Raw genomic sequence first — 21,281 nt, forward strand, 5'->3', positions numbered from 1 at the left:
ATAAAAAACAAATAAAAAAACGAGTAAATCTACAGGCTCGTTATGTGTATCTCTTATGCGGAATTTGAATCCAACTGAAATTGTAATAATTACTAAACTGCTTAAGATGGCTAAGTTGGAAGTAGATATTTCCCAATTACTTGTCAATCCAATGAATGATGGTGGAATGGGAAGTTTAGCTATAGGTTATAACTATGACAGCCGTCAACTTGGTCAAGAGATCGCTGAATATATGTTTAAAGATTTGGATGGTACTCCTGTATCGGCAGCGTTAAACATAGATAAGCAAGGGAATTTATACGAGTTGGACATTTGGAAAGTAGATTTTTCTCCAACCCAAATGAGAAATAAACTAGACACCCATCCTTAATTTTGCATTATCCATTTAAATGCCAGTGATCTAATTATGCTGTTAGAATAAACAAGACACCCATCTAAAATTTTCCCTGTACTCTAGGGTGTGCAATCGTTTCTGCTGCGATTTAGATCAAATCGTCCAAGGTGATATGTTAGGGGCTGTGATTACAATGGCCCCATTGGGTGCAAGTAAAATAGTTACGGGGCCATTAAAAGCTGGAAAAACGATCACAAAAAAAGAAATTGCAAAAAGAGAAGCTGGAACAGCTATCTTAACTAATCTGACATTAAATGGTTCGAAAGAGTGATGAAAAATTCAATTTTTATATTGATTGCCGTAATTTGGTTCGTGTTTTCTGGCTTGTTGATTGCTGAAAGATTTGGAATTGGAAATTGGATTGGGAGTCTTATTTTATATTCAATGGGATTTTATTGGATTTATCCATATATATTTTCAAAAACAATGTATTTCCCTTACAGCGCAGAAGCTTTTACAGACAAAGAAGAGAATAATACTAAACGTATGATTTTATTTGCACTCGGTTTACTGTTTTCGAGCATGGTTTCTATGCTATGAATAAAATTAATGTATATGTAGTGGCATAGTGATTTTAGCCATCCATTTAAAAAGAAATACTATGCTCGTAAGCATACAGATTTGGGTGAATAGAATAACCTAAATAAAGTTAATTATGTATTAGCAATAAAGAACAGTTGAATTGAAAATGCACCATTTTCACTTTTATTGCTAATGTATATTCGTTTTGTATTAAGCGAAAAATAATCTTGTTTTAAATTAATTTTACTAAAATAAATAGCAGAACTGTTTACATGGCATTTTACATTCCTTTATTACAACCTCACTTTAAACACATTGAAATTGGCGATACGCTTACATCACTTTGGAGTGGGTGTGGCAATATTGTGCAGTGCCAGCTTGATGATAAGCCATGTGTTATTAAAGCTATTAAAATACCCAGTTATATACACCATCCTAAAATTAAACAAAGCGAATTTGCGCTTAAAAGAAAGCAGCACTCGTATAGTGTTGAATACACATTTTATAAGCTTTATAGCCAGTATTTACCAGTACATGCGCAAAGTATTGAATGTATAGGTGCAATTAATAAAGATGATGAATATGCGCTGGTGTTTAAAAACTTTACCAAACATGGGTTTACTCAAGCAGGGCCACAACATGTTAAAGCTATATTAAGGTGGCTTGCACACTTTCATGCGTTTAACTTAAGTAAACCCGCTGATGGGTTATGGCAGCAAGGCAACTACTGGCATTTAAGCACGCGCCCAGATGAGTTTAATAAACTAAAAAATAACCTTGATAAAAAGTCCGATATTAAAAATGCTGCACATAAAATAGATGAGCAGCTACAAAGTTGTGCGTATAAAACGCTGATTCATGGCGATGCAAAACTTGCTAACTTTGCAGCGAATGAGCGCGATGAAATACTCGGTTATGATTTTCAATATATAGGAGCAGGTTGCGGGATTATTGATGTAATGTATTTTATGACCAGTTGCTTAAGTGATGCACAATTACACGAGTGCGCTGATGAGTATCTTGCGTATTATTTTGATAATTTAAAGGCTGCTATTACTACTTATCATCCTACAGCACCAGCAAGTAAAATAGCTGACGATTGGCTCGCTTTATGGCCTTCTGCATGGGCTGACTTTTATCGATTTTTAGCTGGCTGGAGCCCTGAGCATCAAAAAATAAATAGTTATATGCAACAGCAAGTAAACAGCTGGTTAGCGAGTAACATTTAATAAACACAACGGGTTGATTGCTTGCATAAATATCAAGCAAAACAATACATTTTGGCACGATGTATGAAAATCTCTTTAAAACTACAGGTCAAATGACCTTTTTTAATATAAAATACTGCAAATTCTTGTATCAGTAGGTTTATATCATGGCAATTCACGTTATTTCACACCCTCTTGTTCAACATAAACTAGGCCTAATGCGAGCGCATGGTATTAGTACTAAAAGCTTTCGTGAATTATGTTCTGAAGTTGGAACCTTATTAACTTACGAAGCAACTAAAAACCTACAGTTAGAAGATAACGAAATTACAGGCTGGGATGGCAATAAGTTAAAAGTAGAGCATATTAAAGGTAAAAAAATTACCGTAGTGCCTATTTTACGCGCAGGTCTTGGCATGATGGACGGTGTTATGCAGTTATTACCGGCGGCTAAAGTAAGTGTGGTTGGTCTTGAACGTAACGAAGAAACACTAGAACCAGTACCATATTTTGAAAAGCTCGTTGGTAATATTGATGAGCGCTTAAGCTTAGTTATTGACCCTATGCTTGCAACAGGTGGCTCAATGATTGCTACAATCGATATGCTTAAAAAAGCAGGCTGTAAAGAAATCAAAGTAATTGTATTAGTAGCTGCACCAGAAGGTGTGGAAAAAACACTTACAGCACATCCCGACGTAGAAATATTTACAGCCTCTGTAGATAGCCACTTAAACGAAAAGGGCTATATTATCCCTGGTTTAGGCGATGCGGGCGACAAAATATTCGGTACTGTTTAGGAGTCTTTAAGTGCAAAATAATGACACCTTTTCAATAAAAACTATTTTAACGGGCGCGCAAATGCTGTTTGTAGCATTTGGTGCGCTGGTATTAGTGCCACTTTTAACGGGCTTGGATCCTAATGTTGCGCTTTTTACCGCTGGCATTGGTACTTTGCTGTTTCAGGTAGTGACTAAAGGCCAAGTGCCTATATTTTTAGCTTCATCGTTTGCTTTTATTGCACCCATTATTGCCGCTGTGCAAATGTGGGGCGTGCCAGCCACTATGGGCGGCTTAATGGTGGCCGGCTTTGCTTATATGCTTTTAAGTTTATTAGTGAAATTTAAAGGCGTTGCAACGCTTCATAAAATTTTACCGCCTGTGGTTGTGGGCCCAGTAATTATGGTTATTGGTTTAGCGCTTGCACCTGTTGCTGTAAATATGGCGATGGGTAAAAGTGGCGACGGCAGTATTCAAATTATTGATTACAACAGCGCTATTTATATTTCGTTGTTCTCGTTAGTGGTTACGCTTATTTTTGCAGTGTGGGGAAAAGGCGTATTTAAGCTTATACCTATTCTGGCAGGGGTTGTAGCGGGTTATTGTTTATCGCTTGCAATGGGCGTTGTGCAATTTGACGCAGTAACTAACGCACAGTGGTTTGCTGTACCAAACTTCACATGGCCTGAGTTTAAATGGCAGGCTATTTTGTTTATGGTGCCTGTAGCAATAGCACCTGCAATTGAGCATATTGGCGATATGATGGCTATTAGCCAAGTAACCAATAAAGACTTTTTGAAAAAGCCTGGGCTTCACCGTACTTTGTTTGGTGATGGCCTTGCGACGTCTGCCGCATCATTATTTGGCGGCCCGCCTAACACAACTTACTCAGAGGTAACGGGAGCAGTTATGCTTACCAAAAACTTCAATCCTAAAGTAATGATGTGGACAGCCATTATCGCCATTATTTTAGCCTTTGTTGCTAAAATGGGATCTGGCTTACAGACTATACCTGTACCTGTAATGGGCGGCATTATGATTCTACTTTTTGGCTCTATTGCTGTAGTGGGTTTAAATACATTAGTTAAGTCGGGCGATGATTTAACAGCACCACGTAACTTAAGTATTGTTGCACTTATTTTGGTGTGCGGTATTGGCGGTATGCATATTGGTGGTAGCCAATTTAGTTTAGAGGGCGTAAGTTTATGCGCTATTTTAGGCATTGTGCTCAACCTTGTATTACCTAAGGCGCAGCCTCAAGAGAGTTAATAGTGCACGTAAGTTAAAAATATTGCACCATAATAGCGCATTTTCAATGCGCTATTTTTTTAACCTATTAATAAATATGCAAAAATAATAATGGTCTAGTATCTGCATTTAATTTCCAGAACGCATCGTATGCAAAGGAGTTACTATGTCAGAGGCCAATATTGTGGATATAACCCCGTTTTTAGCAAAACACCAACTGCCTTTAAAGTATCAATATTTGAGTGAGCAATATTTTGTTCCACTTGCGCATGACATCCTCGAATCTAAAAAAACAAATACTCCTATTTTTGTTGCCATAAATGGATGCCAAGGCTCAGGAAAAACAACACTCGCTGATTTTTTAGTTACCTGGTTCTCTAAAAACACACCACTTAACAGTGTTGCATTGTCGATTGATGACTTTTATTTAGCAAAACAAGCACGTAGTGAACTTGCCAAAGACGTACATCCTCTTTTTACTACTCGCGGAGTACCGGGTACTCACGACGTAGCGTTAATGAATAGCACAATAACTAACTTACTGGCAGGAGAGGTAAACGTACCGCTTCCACGTTTTAATAAATACGAAGACGACTGCGTGCCAACAAGTGATTGGCTAACAAACGAAAAGCCAGTTGATATTGTTATTTTAGAAGGGTGGTGCGTGGGCAGTGAGCCACAACCGCTGTTTTCATTGAGTGAGCCGCTTAACGAGTTAGAGCAACAGTTTGATAAAGAAGGCGTTTGGCGCCGCTGTGTAAATAGCTGTTTGGCAAACGAATACAAAGCCGTTTTTAATCTAATTGATTATACCGTTATGCTAAAAGCACCAAGTTTTAGTGATGTTTTTACATGGCGACAAGAGCAAGAACAAAAGCTAATAGCCAAAAAAGGTGAAGGCTCAGGCACCATGACTAACGAGCAATTGGTGTATTTTATTTCTCATTTTGAGCGCATTACGCGTGAGAACTTAAACACACTGAGCGCTAAAGCAAATGCGTTAATTGAACTGGATAGCAACCGAGATATTAGCGGTATGCACCTAACAAGTGATGACACCCTTCAACCTATTATTTTTACAGATTTGGATGGCACATTACTCGATCACGCCGATTACAATACAAATAATATCAGTGAGTTATTACAGCAGCTGCAAAATGCGCATATTCCTGTGGTGTTTAATACCAGCAAAACTTTTTGCGAAGTTATAGAGCTTAAAAACGATTTAAATATTCAACAGCCTTTTATTGTCGAAAACGGTGCCGCGGTATTTATTCCAGAGGATTATTTTGAACTCAAGCCAATTGGTTGTAAAAAAGTAGGCGCTTATTGGTGCTACGCAATGGCAAAGCCGTTATCGAGTTTATTAAATGATTTAAATACTTTAAAGGCGGATTATAAAGCGCATTACAAATTGTTTAGTGACTTATCGAGTGAGCAAATATCAGAGCTTACCGGGCTAAACGATGCACAAGCAAGGCGCGCACAAACTCGCGATTATTCAGACCCTCTTTATTGGTATGGCAACGACGAATTGCTCACAGCCTTTGTAAACGATGTTGAAGCACTCGGCTACGATATAAAAATTGGCGGACGCTTCATTCATATTGCCAAAAATACCGATAAAAGCGCTGCACAGCAGTGGTTAGTTAAACAGTTTACCCATCATTTCAGAAAGCCTCTCACGGTTATAGCACTGGGTGATAGCGATAACGATAAGCAAATGTTAGAACACGCAAATATCGCCATTATTATTGCCAATCCGGCGAGTAAAAAGCCGGTTAAATTGTCGCACAACAAAGCACGATATTCTCAATCACCAGCACCGCTGGGCTGGATTGAAGAAATAACGTCGTTGCCGTGTATTAGCAGTATTTTAAGTATTTCTGAGGAGCAAACATCTCATGGCTGATTTTTATCAAAATGGCATTATTACAACACTACATAATATTGCCGACAGACCAATAGAAGACCTAGAAAAAGAGCTACTTACTTTTAGTAAGCAGCGCCCTATGGGGTTAATACTTCCTTCGTTATTTAGTGAACTTGAAGGCCCTGCGCTGCAAAATATAGTTAGTGAATTACGCGAAGTACCATATTTATCACAAATTACGATAGGCTTAGATAGAGCCGACGAAGCACAATACCGTCATGCACTAGGCTTTTTTAAAGAGCTAAACCAAAATCATAAAGTATTATGGAACGACGGCCCACGCTTACAAGCACTAGATAAAGAATTACAAGAGCTAGGTGTTGCCCCACGCGAGCTGGGTAAAGGGCGTAATGTGTGGTACTGCATGGGCTATAAATTAGCAACAGCGGAAGTGGAATCTATCGCGCTGCATGATTGTGATATTCTAACCTACGATAGAAGCCTACTTGCTCGCTTAATTTACCCCGTTGCGCATCCGCGTTTTAACTATGAATTTTGTAAAGGGTTTTACCCGCGTACTGCTAATGGCAAAATTAATGGCCGTGTATCGCGCTTATTAGTAACGCCACTGCTTCGCTCATTTAAAACAATTTTAGGCAATACCGACTACCTTGAATATATGGACTCTTTTAGATACCCACTTGCAGGTGAGTTTTCGTTTAGACGCGATGTATTAAACGATATTCGCATTCCAAGTGATTGGGGCCTTGAAATAGGCGTACTGAGTGAAATGTATCGTAACTATTCGCATAACCGCTTGTGCCAAGTAGATATTGCCGATAACTATGACCATAAGCACCAAGAACTTTCACTAGATGACCAAAGTGCAGGCTTGTCTAAAATGTCGATTGATATTACTAAGGCATTATTTAGAAAGCTGGCGACTCAAGGTGTTACTTTTACCAGCGAAACAATTCGCTCATTAAAAGCGACCTATTATCGTATCGGTCTAGATTTTATAGAAACGTATCATAACGATGCGCTCATGAACGGGTTAACGCTTGATGTACACCAAGAAGAAAAAGCAGTAGAAATGTTTGCACAAAACATAATGGAAGCAGGGCAACACTTTTTAGAAAACCCAATGGAAGCGCCATTTGTGCCAAGTTGGAACCGTGTTGTATCAGCAATGCCAGACGTACTTGAGCGCTTAAAAGAAGCCGTAGAGCTAGATAACAAAGAATATAGTTAACCTGCGTGCAGGTTAACTAGCCTATAAGTCTAAACAATAAATATTAGGGGCGCATGTGATTTCAGTTAGCGAATTATTTTTACAACGAGTAGAGCAACATCTTCATATTATTTATGAGGGTGTTGAGCTGCCTTTATCGGTTACTGAGCTTGCTCAGCAACTCATTAAAATTATATTAGGTAGCAATGCACTGCGCGACCCGACACCCCATACAAACCGATGGGATGAACAAGATATAGTATTGATTGCTTATGGCGACTCTATTATTAAACACGATGATAGCGAATTTGCCGTATCGAGCCCAATGGAGGCACCGCTTAAAACACTACACAGGTTTATAAAAGAGCAATGTGATATGCAGTTAAATGCGATGCATATATTGCCATTTTACCCGTACAGCTCAGACGAAGGCTTTGCAGTAATGAACTACGTGCAAGTGAACGAGTCCTTAGGTGATTGGGGAGATATTCAAAACATCGCTAAAGACGTAAAGCTAATGGCGGATTTAGTTATTAACCATTGCTCAAGCAGAAGTGTATGGTTTGAGAACTTTTTAAATGATTTACACCCGGGTAAAGATTATTTCAAAACGGCGAGCTTAACGGATGATTTAAGCCAAGTTGTTCGCCCGCGTACGTCATCGTTATTAAATACTGTAACTACGCCAAGCGGCGAAAAACACGTGTGGTGTACGTTTAGTCACGATCAGGTTGATTTTGACTTTGGCAATCCTGATGTACTTAAAGAGTTTGTGGGAATAATTAGGCATTATTTAGACAATGGCGTACGTTTATTTAGACTCGATGCGGTTGCATTTTTGTGGAAACAGCTTAATACAAGTTGTATTAACTTGCCGCAAACACATGAAGCCGTAAGGCTAATGCGAACACTTATTGAGCACGCAGAGCCCAGCGTAGTTATAATTACCGAAACCAATATTCCAAACCAAGAAAACCTGTCTTATTTTGGTAATGCCAACGAAGCGCACAGTATTTATAACTTTGCCTTACCGCCATTGTTGCTACACACATTACTTAGCGGAGATAGTACAGCAATTAAACATTGGATGATGAGTATGCCGCCTGCGCAAAATGGTACTGCATACTTTAACTTTATAGCCTCGCACGATGGAGTAGGGCTCAGACCAATTGAAGGTTTACTACAACCTAGCGAAGTGGCGTCACTAGTAAGTACAACCATGCAGTTTGGTGGTCGTGTATCTATGCGTACAAGTAACGATGGCACACATACACCGTACGAGCTAAATATTGCTTTATTTGATGCACTTCAAGGGACGCACAATGGCCCCGATAAGTTTGGCCTTGAGCGATTTATGTGTGCTCACGCAATTATGTTTGCGCTTGAAGGTATCCCAGGGCTTTATATTCATAGTTTGTTGGGTACAACTAACGATTACGACCGATTTGAAAATTCACAGCATAACCGCGCTATTAACCGCCATCGTTGGCAAGAATCAAAGCTACTCGCGGCAATTGGTGAAAAGTACAGTCATCATCATAAAGTGTTTAACGGCATAAAAAGCTTATTGGCAGTGCGCAAAAAGCAGAGTGCCTTTCACCCCAATGCTACACAGTTTACGCTGCATTTAGCGGGTGGTTTATTTGGCTTTTGGAGGCAAAGTATAGACAGACGCCAAAGCATATTTTGTGTTTATAACATTAGCGATAAACCACAAACGCTCACATTGGCCGACTTAAACTTAATTAACACCCAAAAGTGGTTTGATTTGGTGGCAGATAAAACGATTGAAGAAAGCCAATTAACGATAGAGCTAGAACCATACCAAAGCGTGTGGCTGAGTAATATTAAATAAGCTTTAACTCATTATAAAAGTCTGCAAATGCAGGCTTTTTTATTGTCTAAACGTTGTAGTTACTTACTGTAAAGCCCCTTTACAGCACTTAACGGTTCACTATATCTGTTGAGTTACTTTTATGAGCATAATTGATACAATTAGCCTTCTTTTATTTATAGGGTTTTTCATGAAGTATTTTTATTTAGCTATTACGTTATTATTTAGCACGTTGGCTTTAGCCCAGCAGCCAGTCGATCTTGAAATAAATATGAAAAATACGGGCCTTGCGTATAAACAAGCAGTACAGGCAACTCAACTTAGTGAATTTAATACTGCGATTGATGAATTTATAAAGCTAGTAAAAGTAAGTAAAACAGGTAAGTTTTACAAAAAGCCTGAGCAGTCATTGCAGGGCCTTGATAAAGTAATTGCCCAAGCTGAGCTTGCAAAAAAAGCAGCGAATGAGCAGGGTCTAAGTGCAGCAAAAGAACCGTTAAAAAATATAGATAATTTACGTAAAAAATATCATGAGCTACATGAGCCTCCAGGGTTCTTTGAATTACTGTTCGGTTCATAAACCTAAACTATATGTATCTTTAGTCGCTACTTTTAAGCTAATTGCGTTAAAAGTATCTGCAGCAATAAATATAAGGAAACACAATGGAAATTTCAGTTTCAATGTTAGAAGGCCAAAAGCAAAGCGCTAAATTTGGCGACCTAGAAGTAATAAGCGATCAAAGTGTAAACGCAGGTGGCAATGCAGAGCATCCAGAACCGTTTGATTATTTTTTAGTAAGTATGGTTTTATGTGCAGGTTTTTATGCGCGTAAGTTTTGCGAGCAGCGTGATATTTCAACGCAAGGTATGACGCTTACTCAAAATAACGAAAATGTAGATGACAACGGTAAAAAGCTATTTTCAATTGAGATTAACTTACCAGAAGGCTTCCCTGATAAATATAAAAAGGCGCTTATTGCAGCCGTTAATACCTGTACGGTAAAAAAAGTAATTCAGGCAGTGCCAGAGTTTTCAGTAGTGGTAAAATAGTCCCCCTAAATTAGGTAGCTTAAGCAAGCTACCTAATTATAAGTTGAGCATCCCCGTTTAACTTATTTCTTTTTCATTCCTTGTACTGCTTTAAAGCGTGGGTTGTTTTTACAAATTACGAATACGCGACCTTTGCGTTTTACAATTTGACACTCCGGACGTTGCTTAGCACTTTTAAGAGAGCTTAATACTTTCATACCTTTTCCTTTTTAACAGTCGATAAACTTTTAAAACGACGATTAAACTGCGCAACGCGGCCATCTGTAGCGGTTGTTTTTTGCTTGCCTGTATAAAATGGGTGCGAGTCACTTGATACATCAATAGGTACGTATGGATATGTATTACCGTCTATTTCTACTGTGCGGCTCGTTTTTATGGTTGAGCCAATAATAAAGTAAGAATCGGCAGCGGTATCGTGAAAAGCAACCACGTGGTAATCAGGATGAATATTTGGTTTCATAATACGCCTCAATAAATGATATGTGATAGTATATCATTTTAATTTAACGTATTTATTCTCCCATTGCAAATTATTTAAATGTTCCTCAAAAAGGGCGTAATTGCTGGCTATTTGCGCAAACAAATCAAAAAATAAGCACTTGAATCAAAAATGCTGGCTATTGGCGTTTAGGCTGTTATAACTATATTTAAGAGTTAAAACGTTAACAAATACGGTTATAAAGTTATTACAGAGGTTATGTATGAGTGACGCAACACAACAACAAGAACAAATTGATCAAGGGGTGATGGAAACCCTAAGAGAGCGCGACCACAGTACCTTGGCGCAACAAGTAAATCCTTTAACCTGCAACCACAATGATATTGTAGAGTTACTAGCAAGGTATATGGCACTAAGCGAGCAAGAAGATGATGAGCTGTTTGATGATTGGTTTGATAACCTAACTAAAGAGCAACATACTGTTTTAAAAGTATTTGAAGTTTACCGTGGACAATATGAGCACCAAAATTAAAGTGTTTATTTTTGTAAGTATGCCAAATCCAGTGGTTATTTAAATAAAACTAAATAGCCACTACTACTTTTTCATTAAAGAGTAGCTATGTTGTATCAGCCACTACTCCCACCTGTTTAAATCATAATTTTTTGCGGATTGAATCTTATCTTTATTTAGGCACGACTTACTGATATTTATAAATATTTATTTATTGCTATTTTTAGGTAATGTTCTAGTTTGAATAGGCAGACTGTTTATAGTTTAAATAAGTTTATCGGATTATATACTCGAAAATATTCGCTCCAGTTTCGTAATTTATAAAACATTTAAAATTAATAGAGCTTTAATGATTAAACCTGAGATTCCAAATAACGAAGCTGAGCGATTACACGCGCTTAGAGCATTAAAAATTCTAGATACGTCTCATGAAGAGCGATTTGATCGTGTTACTCGTATTGCCAAGCGTATGTTTAATGTTTCTATTTCATTGGTTACTTTGATTGACGAAGACCGCCAGTGGTTTAAATCAAGACAGGGGCTCGATGCGCCTGAGCTTCCTCGCGAAACCTCATTTTGTGGCCACACCATAAATCAAGACGAGTTATTAATAATCCCAGATACAGCTCAAGACGAAAGGTTTTTTGATAACCCCTTTGTTACAGGCGATCCTAAAGTACGCTTTTATGCAGGTTTTCCTTTAAAATTAAGGGAGGGAGTCATTATAGGCACTTTGTGCCTTGCCGATAATAAACCTAGACACCTTAATGATGAAGAAAAACAATTACTAAGAGATTTAGGCACGTTAGTCGAGCGAGAGATTCAATCGATTCAACTAGCCACAATTGACGAGTTAACAAAAATCTCTAACCGACGTGGCTTTTTAAACTTTGCCGAGTATACGCTAAATATATGTAGGCGAAACAAAGTATCAATGTCGTTTATAGTGTTTGATCTTAATAAGTTTAAACAAATTAATGATATTTATGGGCACCACGAAGGCGATTTTGTATTGAATAAATTTGCGCAAATTATGCTTAGTTCATTTCGTGATTGTGAAGTAATAGGTCGACTTGGCGGTGACGAGTTTGTAGTAATGTTAAGTGACTTAGATGAAACAAAAGCTGAGTTTGTTTTACAAAGGTTTGCGGATGCAATAGCGCATGCTAATAATATTTTAAATAAGCCATACAAAATTGACTACAGTGTAGGGGTAACACACTTTAAACACGATACAGGTAAATCAGTTGAGGATATGATTCAAGATGCTGATGTTGCAATGTATCAGCAAAAAAAGCAGCAATCACTTTAGTGAACTATTTAGTTTAATTGCTGCTTGAACTTCACTTAACTTCCTCATGCTAGTATGAATCTTATAATAGGTAGTTATTGGCTATTGCAGTCATTTTTTGCCGCGGGTGATGCTAAAGACACATTTGGTTGCCAAATCCTGTCCCATATTTTATGAAGATTGTTTAAGTTTGGTCTTTGACTTATTTTTTCAAAGTTACCAATGCTCACCTCTGAATCATTTTTTTGACCCACTACAAAATTAAACACATAGTTGCACTCCATCCCCATACGTAAATCAGAAAGTACAATATTGCTTTGCTGTTGGCGCACCGAATAAAACCCTTTAGTAAACCACTGCAAGCGTTTTATAGCCCATTCATCGCTAATATTATTTAACAATGAAGGCGTTGTTCGATAAGCCGTTAATGTAACATCGCTGGGCGCGTCAAATACTGATGCATAACCTTCGTAGTATTGCCCGTCAGACATCACAACAATACGCCACAGTAAAGTGGTTAGCGGAGCAGGCGTACTAACATACGCATTTACTGGTATTTGTCTGTTGTTGAGAGCCGTTTTTACTTTGTCATCAATATTTACTTTTAAAATTAAAGCGCAAAATAAATATAGACTACTTAAAACTAAAGCCGCTGCATTTATACGATAAGCCGTTGCTGCTTTTATTTTGGGTATTAGCGTACATATTACGCCAATTAATAAAGGAAGCGTGTAAGCAGGGTCAATAATAAATACACTAGAAACCGCAAAGGGGTACTCAGTAAAAGGCCAGAGTAGTTGTGTACCGTATACCGTTAGGCTGTCTAATAGGGCATGTGTAGATAAACTTAAAAATACTAGCCAAAACCAGCGCACTTTATAAATTTGCATTCCCGCGTGTACTTTTAATATTAGCCATACAATGAGCGGGCTAATTAATAAATGTATTAATAACGAATGGCTAAAGCCACGGTGATAAGTAAATGCTTCTACAGATCCGCCATATGGCAAAAATACATCTAAATCAGGGAGCGTGCCTAAAATTGCTCCCCATAAAACGGCTTTTCGACCTATTTTATTGCCTAATACCGCATAACCTACAGCACTGCCTAATGCTACCTGCGTTAAAGAATCCATTTTAATTAATACCTTTAATTACTACTTTTATTATTTATACTTTTTGATTATTAAAAAGCGTCAAAAAATCGGTTAAAACATTTAATAAGCATATTAATATTAATATACAGAGCTTATAAACTAAGCCTAAGCTTTATGAAATCTAAAAAAGCCACAATTCGCGATGATACCGCACTGTTTCGCCGCTGCTTGCGCTAAGCGAAAACGTAAATAAAATGAGTTTTACTAACGGCCAAGTTTACGAGCATGTAAGTTCGAATCTTATAAATCACCAATACGTATGGCTAAGTCTGTTTTATGCTCGAGTAAATTAATAGTACTGCCGTGTGAGGTTATATCAAGCGTTATGTGAGGGTATTACTTAGCGAATTCACCAATTAAAGGCGTAAGTTGATTCAATACAAAAGGGTTTGCCGCATCTATTAGTTGCTTGCCATTTGGCGCTTGTTTTAAAGCTTTATGGCGTTTTCATCTGTGCATAAAATATTTAGCCTTTCGCAGGCGTATTTTAAAAGTATAGCTTTCCTAGCATTTTAAATTAAGCAAAATAATACCCCGTGGCGACTTATAAATCCTGTTGCCGTTTAAAGTACGGACGGTCAATTTGTTACCATGTTTGGAATGATAATTGCTTCTAATTATAAAAATAAAGTCGTCAATTTTTAGACACATGAGGCAAAAATGAATTTTGGAACTCTTTCTTCACAGTTATACAATGACAATAGCTATTCGAATCTAAGTAATTTAAATAAAAACACTGTAAAAACGGATGATCCTAGTAAAAGTCCAGAGGCTAAAGCAGACTCTTCTTTAAATAAAGACGCCGAAAAAACTACGAGCTCTACTGCAGCTACTGAAGACGCAAAGTCTATCATTAGCAGCGAAACAGAAGATTCGAGTGACAATTCAGCAGTTCAAATGAATAAAGCGATCGAGTCAATTAAAGATTTACAGAGTAAAATAAGAGAAATGACCAATAGTTCTGATACGCCCACAGGGGAAGCGATAGAAGAGCTAAGCGAACTTAAAAAGCAACTCGATAGTGAGCTATCGTCGATACAATTGACAGTGCGAAAAAATGTATCTACTTTAATGGATTCAATGTTTTCATCATCTTCAGATAATAAAAATTCAGGTTTGCTTTTTAATAACCAAGCATAATTTAACTTGCTTTTTAATATAGTTATAAGCTTAGTCGTGGCTTTATAAAATCTAAAAAAGCCACAATTCGAGACGATACCGCACTGCTTTTATAATACACGGCTTGTACAACCTCTCGGTTATTAGGAGAGCTAACTGCACTGGGTAACACTTCAACTAATTTACCTGTTTTTAGGTCATTGCCAATCATAAAGTGAGAAAGTAGCGCAACGCCTTGGTTTGCAATACATAGTTGGCGCACTGTTTCGCCGCTGCTTGCGCTAAGTGAAAACGTAAATAAAGCGGGCTTTACTAACGGCCAAGTGTTTAATTTAGGGGAGTCACTAAAGCCAATTATCTTGTGATTTTGTAAGTCATCTATTTGCGTAATTGCTGTGTTGTTTTTTATATATTCTGGGCTGGCTACAATACGTAACTGGCTGCTGCCAAGTTTACGAGCATGTAAATTTGAGTCTTTTAAATCACCAATACGTATGGCTAAATCGGTTTTATGTTCAAGTAAATCAATAATGCTGTCGTGGGAGGTTATATCAAGCGTTATGTGGGGGTATTGTTTGGCAAATTCGCCAATTAAAGGCGTAAGTTGGTGCAATACAAAAGGGCTTGCAGCATCTATTCGCAGCTTGCCACTTGGCGCTTGTTTTAAAAGCTTTATGGCCTCTTCACCGGTATAAAGCGTATTTAACCCTTCACGCGCAAATTTTATAAAAGTATGGCCTTCTTCAGTAAGCTCTAATCGGCGTGTTGTTCTGTTTAGCAAAGTACATTGCAATGTATTTTCAAGGCGTGATACAGCTCGCGACACTTTAGCCACCTGTTGATCGAGCAAATTAGCCGCTCCCGAAAAGCTTCCGCAATCTACTACCGTTATAAACGTTTCTAAATCTTCAGTTTTTGAATGAACAGCCATAAGTATACCAACATCACCTTTGCATTATTAACAAAAGTATTTTGTCACTAATACTATTTTTTGCAAATGATATTTTAGCCAAACTACATTCTTCAAATATTAATGAGGATATAACTATGCCATTGGCTTTGTGGGCGCTTACCTTAAGCGCATTTGCAATAGGAACAACTGAGTTTGTAATAGTGGGTTTAGTACCCACCATTGCAAGCGACTTAGGCGTAAGCCTACCTTCAGCAGGTTTGCTTGTAAGTTTATATGCGGTTGGCGTTGCCATTGGTGCGCCGGTGCTAACAGCTTTAACGGGTCGTTGGAATCGTAAAGTGGTACTAATAAGTTTAATGGGCTTATTTGTATTGGGTAACTTACTTGCTTGGCAAGCGCCAAGTTACGAAACATTAATACTTGCGCGCATTTTAACGGGGCTTGCCCATGGTGTGTTTTTTTCAATCGGATCGATGATTGCCACAAGTCTAGTGAGTAAAGACAAAGAAGCCAGTGCAATTGCCATTATGTTTACCGGGCTTACTGTAGCACTAGTAACAGGTGTGCCACTAGGTACATGGATTGGACAACACTTTGGTTGGCGTGCAACGTTTTTAGTTGTGTCGGTACTAGGTTTAATTGCATTAATCGGCAGCTCTATTTTAGTGCCAAAAAACTTAAAACAATCAATACCAGCCACGTTTAAAGAACAACTACAAGTAATCGTAAAACCGCGTTTATTACTCGTGTATTTAATGACGATATTGGGATACGGCGGCACGTTTACAGCGTTTACTTATTTAGCACCTATTTTAGAGCAACAAACAGGTTTTGCGCCTTCGGCTATTGCCTTAATAATGCTTGTTTACGGTGTATCGGTAGCGATAGGTAATATTTGGGGTGGAAAGTTGGCCGACAAACGCGGCCCAATTAGCGCACTGAGCATTATATTCAGCGCTTTGAGTATTATTTTACTGATATTTACCTTTACGATGGGATCAAAAATTGCCGCTGTACTTACTATTTTAGTATGGGGCGCATTTGCTTTTGGTAATGTGCCGGGCTTGCAACTTTATGTAGTAAAGCAAGCGCAAAAGCAAACGCCAAATGCGGTAGATGTTGCATCAGGTTTAAACATAGCCGCATTTAATATTGGTATTGCACTTGGCTCAATTATTGGCGGTAGTGTAGTAGAGAACATGACACTGCAAGATACAGCATGGATAGGCGCCGTTATCTCTGTTTTAGCACTTGGTGTTACACGCTACAGCGGTATGCTTGATAGACGTGAAATTCAGCAAGCATAAAGCCTTAGCAGGGTCTGTTGACCTTTTAGGATTAAATTTGTTCAATCTAGGGAGGATTTAATCACGGAGCGAGGTTTGTAACCTAGTGGGCTAAGTAAAAATCGAGGGACAAAGAGTAAATCCACCCTAGGAAGAACCTACAGGCAGCGCGTATTTGGCATTTATGCTGCGTTATCGCCTATTAATGTGGAACAACCACACTGCATAGGCTCTGCCTTGCCTAAATACCAAATACACTGCTGCAAATGTAATCTCTAAAGATTAACAGACCCTAACCTTGAAACTAAAATTAATGACCTCATACCTGTTATGAGGTCATTAATTTTTAAGTGACAGCCGTAATAAGAAGTAAAAGGTGTATTTCGTAAAACTTTTAAAAGTTTGTATTTCAAACCGATTATTTTATAAGGATAAACCATGACAAAACGTGTAATAGAAATGCCAGAACTAGGTATGGGAACATTCCGCTTAGAGGGCGACACTGCCTATAACTCAGTAAAAATGGCACTCGAAGTTGGGTTTCGCCATATTGATACCGCACAAATTTATGGCAACGAAGAGCAAGTAGGTCAAGCCATAAAAGATAGTAATATTCCGCGCAGTGAAATATTCTTAACCACCAAAGTGTGGAATAACAAATTAAATAAAAGCGACTTTATCCCAAGCGTTAAAAAGTCACTTGAAAAGCTACAAGTTGATTCGGTCGACTTACTGCTAATTCATTGGCCATCGCCTGCTAACGACGAGCCAATGAGTGAATACCTCACTGAATTACTAAAAGCGAAGCAGCTTGGTTTAACTAAGCACATTGGTGTATCAAACTTCACCATTGCAAACTTAAATGAAGCAATGCAAACACTTGACTCGCGTGAAATATTTACCAATCAGGTTGAGGTTCACCCATATTTAACTAATACTAAATTGCGTGCATTTTGTGCTCAGCACGATATACACGTGACAGCGTACATGCCATTTGTAGTAGGCAAAGTACTTAAAGATCAAACCATTATCGACATTGCTAAAAAGCACGATGCAAGTCCAGCACAAGTTGTTTTAGCATGGGTTAACGCAAGCGGCATGACGACAATTCCATCATCAACTAAGCGCAAAAACTTAGAAGATAACTTTAACGACCACGTTAAGTTAGATGATGAAGACATAGCCCGCATTGATGGTCTTGATTGTGGCGACCGCCAAGCAACACCAGACTTTGCGCCGCAGTGGGATCAGTAAACTTACCTCAAACGCAAAGTTAAACTAAATATTTTAAGGTGTAGATTATCTACACCTTAACTTTTAAAAAGGAATACACATGTTAACGGTTATAGCGGCACTATCGTGCAAAAATATTGATGCAGATGTAATGCTTACAGCACTTGAAAACTTACAAAAGTCATCGCGCCAAGAAGTAGGGTGCTTACGTTATGAACTATCGGTAAAAAGTGATAATGAACATACCGATTACGTTGTTAGCGAACAGTGGGCGTCTGACGAGCACTTTGAAGCGCATAAAAACGAGCCACACTTTAAAGCATTTGGTACGCAAGTTACTGGGCTTTTAACCAATAGTAGTATTGATGTATATAAATCAATTGGTTAAATTCTTTTTATAGTGCCTATTATGGTACGTATTAAAATACTTAGCTAAATTACATATCATAAAGTAAATACTCAAATAGGTGCTGTTATCTTACATCACCTTTTATTCTTACACTCCAACCTGCCTAAATACCCAACTTCGCCAATATCAATGAAACCTATTAGGACTCTTTTTGTTAATTCGCATTCGTAGTGCTTCGAAATCAAAAGAGGTTCATAACTTTATTAAAAGTCGTTTTGGTATCACAACCCACTCTAATAAATAGCCTATTTAATTTGTTGTTTACATTAAAGTTCTCTGGTGTAAATTATAGAAATATAACATGGCATTTTAGTCAGCCGTAAATAGTTCGAGTGGTACTGAATAAGAGACTCAAAATAGCAAACTATTTATATATTTTTTGTGTGTTATATTTTTAGAGCTGAGTTAATTAAACTAATAATGGAGACATGGGTATGGAAATTAATAAATCTAATCAATCTATTCTTATTTTTGTAATCCCTTTATTAGCTGCGTATTTTGGATCAAAAGTTATATTTCACTTATTTTCTTTTGAGTATCTTGTGTTTACAGATACTTTTGACATTCTAAAGCTACTCATTGATATTAGTGTATTTGGAGTGTTGTTCTATATTAGTTCGCTGGGCGTTGGTTATGTCATCAGAGCTAAAACATAAGTTTTTAATCATTAGCTGGTAAATTGCTAGCTAAAAAATCACAGCCAATAAAGCCTTAACAGCTTTAAACTGTATAATTTATATGGAGATAATAATGAAAAAATTAATCGCAATCGTAGCGTTGTTAGGCTTTGCTTCATTTGCACAAGCTAATGATAGTTTTGTAGTGAATGCTAAATTTTATGATAATAAAAACTTAATTGGCTCACCTGTTTTAGTAGTCAATTCAAATGAAGAGGCGTCAGTTTCAGTTGATAATTCGTATAGTTTTGCTCTTACAGTAACGCCAATTGATGAGCTTACTGTTAGTTTAGCAACTGACCTAAAACTAGGTGGAAAACATATGGCTCCCTCTTTAGTTGTTGAACTAGGCAAAGAAGCAAGTATTAATATTGATGGTAAAGAGCTGTCAGTTTTAGTAAGCAAATCAAGCAGCTAATAAGCTAAAAACTAGGAATATAATTAATGAGAAACTCAAGAAATGAGATAGTAAAATATGGAGTCTCTTTTGGTACGGCCCTAGCAATTGCTATTTCATGGAGTGCTAATGAGTCTGTGTTATGGGCAATTTTGCACGGTTTTTTATCTTGGTTTTATGTTATTTGGCATGTAATTACGCGATAAGTGTTTTCGCGTGTGCACTGATTGATTATGTAGATTGCGGTCAATGTTAATACTCGAGCAATTACCATCTAAAACAATTAAGTTAAAAATATAAAAGGAATAATTAATAATGAAAGGTGCGGGTGGAAGCTCTGGTGGTATTGGGCATTTTTTTATTGGTTTGATTATGATGTGCGGTGGCTTTTATATGCTGCTAAACGCAATTTCGGTGACCTCTAATTTTGGACTAAGTTCTCGCATTTATAGTGTTAATGCTTTAGGTGGCTTTGGCGTTACAGGCGGCATGGTTATGATCCCGTTTATTTTTGGTGTAGGTCTGATTTTTTATAATTCTAAAAATATTTTAGGCTGGGTGCTATCTCTTGGCTCGTTAACCGCACTCATATTTGGCGTTATATCGAGTGTTCGATTTAGTATGCGAACTATGACGTCGTTTGATTTGATTGTTATTATAATTTTAGCGTTTGGCGGCTTAGGGCTGTTTTTACGTTCGCTTAAATCTATTGATACTTAAATAATTACCACGCTTTGTTTTAAATACAATTTTAATTATAGGCATTTAACATGATGTTCCAATGCCTAAGCTAATACATTAATAATGTAACCCTTCCTATTTACTGCTTAACCAGTAACGTATTTTAAAGAGATTTATGTGAACAACTCAATACAGCTAAAACTAATTGCTACTCACTTATTAGCACAAAGAGAAGAAAACCCAGCACGTTCAAACTTTCCTAAAGAGTTAGTACTAGACTCGACTGACGATGCGATAGAAGTACAAAAGTTGATGATTTATTTAAATGATCAAACCGTATATGGCTGGAAGTGTATGCTGCCTTTAGATGATGGCTCAATTATATTAGCGCCTCTTTTACATGCACCTATAAAACAAGCTGAAAATTGCCCACTGTATACAACAAACAATAAAGCGCTTATTGAACCAGAAATTGCATTTATTTTGCAAAGCGATTTACCAAGTAATAAAACCTATACAAATGAAGACGTAGATACTGCATTTGCCAGCGCCCATTTAGCACTTGAGCTTATTCAAAAAAGGTTTGATGAAGACACTCCAAGCACTCACATTGAAAAGCTGGCCGATGGCCTATCTAATCAAGGCGTGTATTTAGGCCCGCAAATAGATAAAGCCAAAGCATATAACGCAAGTACTGTAAATATCAACGTTAAGCAAACTGAGCTGGAGTTAAACTTGGCAGGTGTGCACCCTGCAGAACTTGCGCAGCTTCCTCTTTATTGGGCGGTTAATTACTTATCAGCAAAGGGAATTAACTTAAAAGCAGGGCAAGTGTTTATAACTGGTTCTTACTGTGGTGTGGTTGAGCTTAATACCAATGAGGAAACATGTATTACATATGAAGATTTAAATACTTTTAATGTGACATTTTTATCCCATTAAGCGAAGTACTCATTTTAACGGTCATAATAAACACAACCCACTAATTAGCTGTCTCTTATACACAAATCCCTGCTAAGAAATTAGCGGGG

Annotated in this window: 25 protein-coding genes and 1 pseudogene; 21 read left to right on the plus strand and 5 right to left on the minus strand. The window is 37.6% G+C overall.

Annotation, left to right across the window (positions count from 1 at the left end):
• The first annotated feature begins 64 nt into the window (after positions 1-64).
• The 11 genes from GQR53_RS17455 (at position 65) to GQR53_RS17505 (ending at position 10,137) form a co-directional block, all read left to right on the plus strand.
• The gene (locus tag GQR53_RS17455) at positions 65-370 is read left to right on the plus strand and encodes a hypothetical protein (RefSeq protein ID WP_197099226.1); all 306 of its coding nucleotides are present in this window, start codon (positions 65-67) and stop codon (positions 368-370) included.
• Between the two features lie 157 nt (positions 371-527).
• Positions 528-665, plus strand: a complete 138-nt coding sequence (locus GQR53_RS17460) for a hypothetical protein (RefSeq protein ID WP_206013370.1) — start codon at positions 528-530, stop codon at positions 663-665.
• A complete protein-coding gene (locus tag GQR53_RS17465; protein WP_165744727.1) occupies positions 665-934 on the plus strand; it encodes a hypothetical protein in 270 nt (89 codons plus the stop codon). Before GQR53_RS17460 ends, GQR53_RS17465 begins: the two co-directional genes overlap by 1 nt.
• A 254-nt stretch (positions 935-1,188) precedes the next feature.
• Positions 1,189-2,145, plus strand: coding sequence for a phosphotransferase (locus GQR53_RS17470; RefSeq protein WP_165744729.1), 957 nt, complete (start codon positions 1,189-1,191; stop codon positions 2,143-2,145).
• A gap of 146 nt (positions 2,146-2,291) precedes the next feature.
• Positions 2,292-2,921, plus strand: coding sequence for a uracil phosphoribosyltransferase (upp, locus tag GQR53_RS17475; protein ID WP_002958676.1), 630 nt, complete (start codon positions 2,292-2,294; stop codon positions 2,919-2,921).
• Between the two features lie 10 nt (positions 2,922-2,931).
• A complete protein-coding gene (locus GQR53_RS17480) occupies positions 2,932-4,170 on the plus strand; it encodes a uracil-xanthine permease family protein (RefSeq protein WP_138490411.1) in 1,239 nt (412 codons plus the stop codon).
• A gap of 145 nt (positions 4,171-4,315) precedes the next feature.
• Entirely contained in the window at positions 4,316-6,061 is a 1,746-nt protein-coding gene (locus tag GQR53_RS17485; RefSeq protein WP_165744731.1) for an HAD-IIB family hydrolase, read from the plus strand.
• Positions 6,054-7,274: a glycosyl transferase gene (locus tag GQR53_RS17490; protein ID WP_165744733.1), complete on the plus strand. Its 1,221-nt coding sequence runs from the start codon at positions 6,054-6,056 to the stop codon at positions 7,272-7,274. Before GQR53_RS17485 ends, GQR53_RS17490 begins: the two co-directional genes overlap by 8 nt.
• A gap of 55 nt (positions 7,275-7,329) precedes the next feature.
• A complete protein-coding gene (locus GQR53_RS17495) occupies positions 7,330-9,108 on the plus strand; it encodes an alpha-amylase family glycosyl hydrolase (protein ID WP_165744734.1) in 1,779 nt (592 codons plus the stop codon).
• A 169-nt stretch (positions 9,109-9,277) separates the two neighbouring features.
• Positions 9,278-9,667, plus strand: a complete 390-nt coding sequence (locus GQR53_RS17500) for a cytochrome b562 (protein WP_165744736.1) — start codon at positions 9,278-9,280, stop codon at positions 9,665-9,667.
• A gap of 83 nt (positions 9,668-9,750) precedes the next feature.
• Positions 9,751-10,137 (plus strand): OsmC family protein, encoded by a 387-nt coding sequence (locus GQR53_RS17505; RefSeq protein ID WP_008170108.1) that lies wholly within the window; start codon positions 9,751-9,753, stop codon positions 10,135-10,137.
• Positions 10,138-10,199: 62 nt separating this feature from the next.
• Here the strand turns inward: GQR53_RS17505 and ykgO are convergent, their stop codons facing one another.
• The gene (ykgO, locus tag GQR53_RS17510; protein ID WP_024595239.1) at positions 10,200-10,334 is read right to left on the minus strand and encodes a type B 50S ribosomal protein L36; all 135 of its coding nucleotides are present in this window, start codon (positions 10,332-10,334) and stop codon (positions 10,200-10,202) included.
• Entirely contained in the window at positions 10,331-10,597 is a 267-nt protein-coding gene (locus tag GQR53_RS17515; protein ID WP_007580864.1) for a type B 50S ribosomal protein L31, read from the minus strand. The genes ykgO and GQR53_RS17515 overlap by 4 nt, the downstream gene beginning before the upstream one ends.
• Before the next feature lie 241 nt (positions 10,598-10,838).
• Between GQR53_RS17515 and GQR53_RS17520 the strand changes: the two genes are divergently transcribed.
• Together GQR53_RS17520 and GQR53_RS17525 are read left to right on the plus strand one after the other, a co-directional pair.
• Positions 10,839-11,108, plus strand: a complete 270-nt coding sequence (locus tag GQR53_RS17520) for a hypothetical protein (protein ID WP_007580861.1) — start codon at positions 10,839-10,841, stop codon at positions 11,106-11,108.
• 328 nt (positions 11,109-11,436) lie between these two features.
• On the plus strand, positions 11,437-12,399 hold the full coding sequence (locus GQR53_RS17525; protein WP_165744738.1) for a sensor domain-containing diguanylate cyclase: 963 nt from the start codon (positions 11,437-11,439) through the stop codon (positions 12,397-12,399).
• Positions 12,400-12,473: 74 nt separating this feature from the next.
• On the opposite strand, the gene GQR53_RS17530 is transcribed toward GQR53_RS17525, so the two are convergent.
• Both GQR53_RS17530 and GQR53_RS21365 read right to left on the minus strand, forming a co-directional pair.
• Positions 12,474-13,514: a metal-dependent hydrolase gene (locus GQR53_RS17530; protein WP_165744740.1), complete on the minus strand. Its 1,041-nt coding sequence runs from the start codon at positions 13,512-13,514 to the stop codon at positions 12,474-12,476.
• Between the two features lie 264 nt (positions 13,515-13,778).
• Positions 13,779-14,026, minus strand: a pseudogene (locus GQR53_RS21365) (LysR family transcriptional regulator); the annotation flags it as partial.
• 169 nt (positions 14,027-14,195) lie between these two features.
• Here GQR53_RS21365 and GQR53_RS17535 point away from each other — a divergent pair.
• Positions 14,196-14,675: a hypothetical protein gene (locus GQR53_RS17535; RefSeq protein ID WP_024595984.1), complete on the plus strand. Its 480-nt coding sequence runs from the start codon at positions 14,196-14,198 to the stop codon at positions 14,673-14,675.
• Between the two features lie 22 nt (positions 14,676-14,697).
• On the opposite strand, the gene GQR53_RS17540 is transcribed toward GQR53_RS17535, so the two are convergent.
• A complete protein-coding gene (locus tag GQR53_RS17540) occupies positions 14,698-15,585 on the minus strand; it encodes a LysR family transcriptional regulator (RefSeq protein WP_024595985.1) in 888 nt (295 codons plus the stop codon).
• Positions 15,586-15,701: 116 nt separating this feature from the next.
• Between GQR53_RS17540 and GQR53_RS17545 the strand changes: the two genes are divergently transcribed.
• The 7 genes from GQR53_RS17545 (at position 15,702) to GQR53_RS17575 (ending at position 21,192) form a co-directional block, all read left to right on the plus strand.
• The gene (locus tag GQR53_RS17545) at positions 15,702-16,874 is read left to right on the plus strand and encodes an MFS transporter (RefSeq protein ID WP_024605500.1); all 1,173 of its coding nucleotides are present in this window, start codon (positions 15,702-15,704) and stop codon (positions 16,872-16,874) included.
• A 417-nt stretch (positions 16,875-17,291) separates the two neighbouring features.
• Positions 17,292-18,107 (plus strand): 2,5-didehydrogluconate reductase DkgB, encoded by an 816-nt coding sequence (dkgB, locus tag GQR53_RS17550; protein WP_024605501.1) that lies wholly within the window; start codon positions 17,292-17,294, stop codon positions 18,105-18,107.
• Between the two features lie 79 nt (positions 18,108-18,186).
• Positions 18,187-18,474, plus strand: coding sequence for a putative quinol monooxygenase (locus tag GQR53_RS17555; protein WP_024605502.1), 288 nt, complete (start codon positions 18,187-18,189; stop codon positions 18,472-18,474).
• Positions 18,475-18,929: 455 nt separating this feature from the next.
• Positions 18,930-19,151: a hypothetical protein gene (locus GQR53_RS17560; RefSeq protein ID WP_165744742.1), complete on the plus strand. Its 222-nt coding sequence runs from the start codon at positions 18,930-18,932 to the stop codon at positions 19,149-19,151.
• 94 nt (positions 19,152-19,245) lie between these two features.
• Positions 19,246-19,590, plus strand: a complete 345-nt coding sequence (locus GQR53_RS17565) for a hypothetical protein (RefSeq protein ID WP_024595990.1) — start codon at positions 19,246-19,248, stop codon at positions 19,588-19,590.
• Positions 19,591-19,884: 294 nt separating this feature from the next.
• Complete coding sequence (locus tag GQR53_RS17570) at positions 19,885-20,289, plus strand: hypothetical protein (protein WP_002958658.1); 405 nt, start codon at positions 19,885-19,887, stop codon at positions 20,287-20,289.
• 138 nt (positions 20,290-20,427) lie between these two features.
• Positions 20,428-21,192, plus strand: coding sequence for a 2-keto-4-pentenoate hydratase (locus tag GQR53_RS17575; protein WP_024595992.1), 765 nt, complete (start codon positions 20,428-20,430; stop codon positions 21,190-21,192).
• Positions 21,193-21,281: the final 89 nt, after the last annotated feature.

Origin of the sequence: Pseudoalteromonas sp. Z9A6 (assembly GCF_011378805.1) — a bacterium.
GTDB classification, from domain to species: domain Bacteria; phylum Pseudomonadota; class Gammaproteobacteria; order Enterobacterales; family Alteromonadaceae; genus Pseudoalteromonas; species Pseudoalteromonas distincta.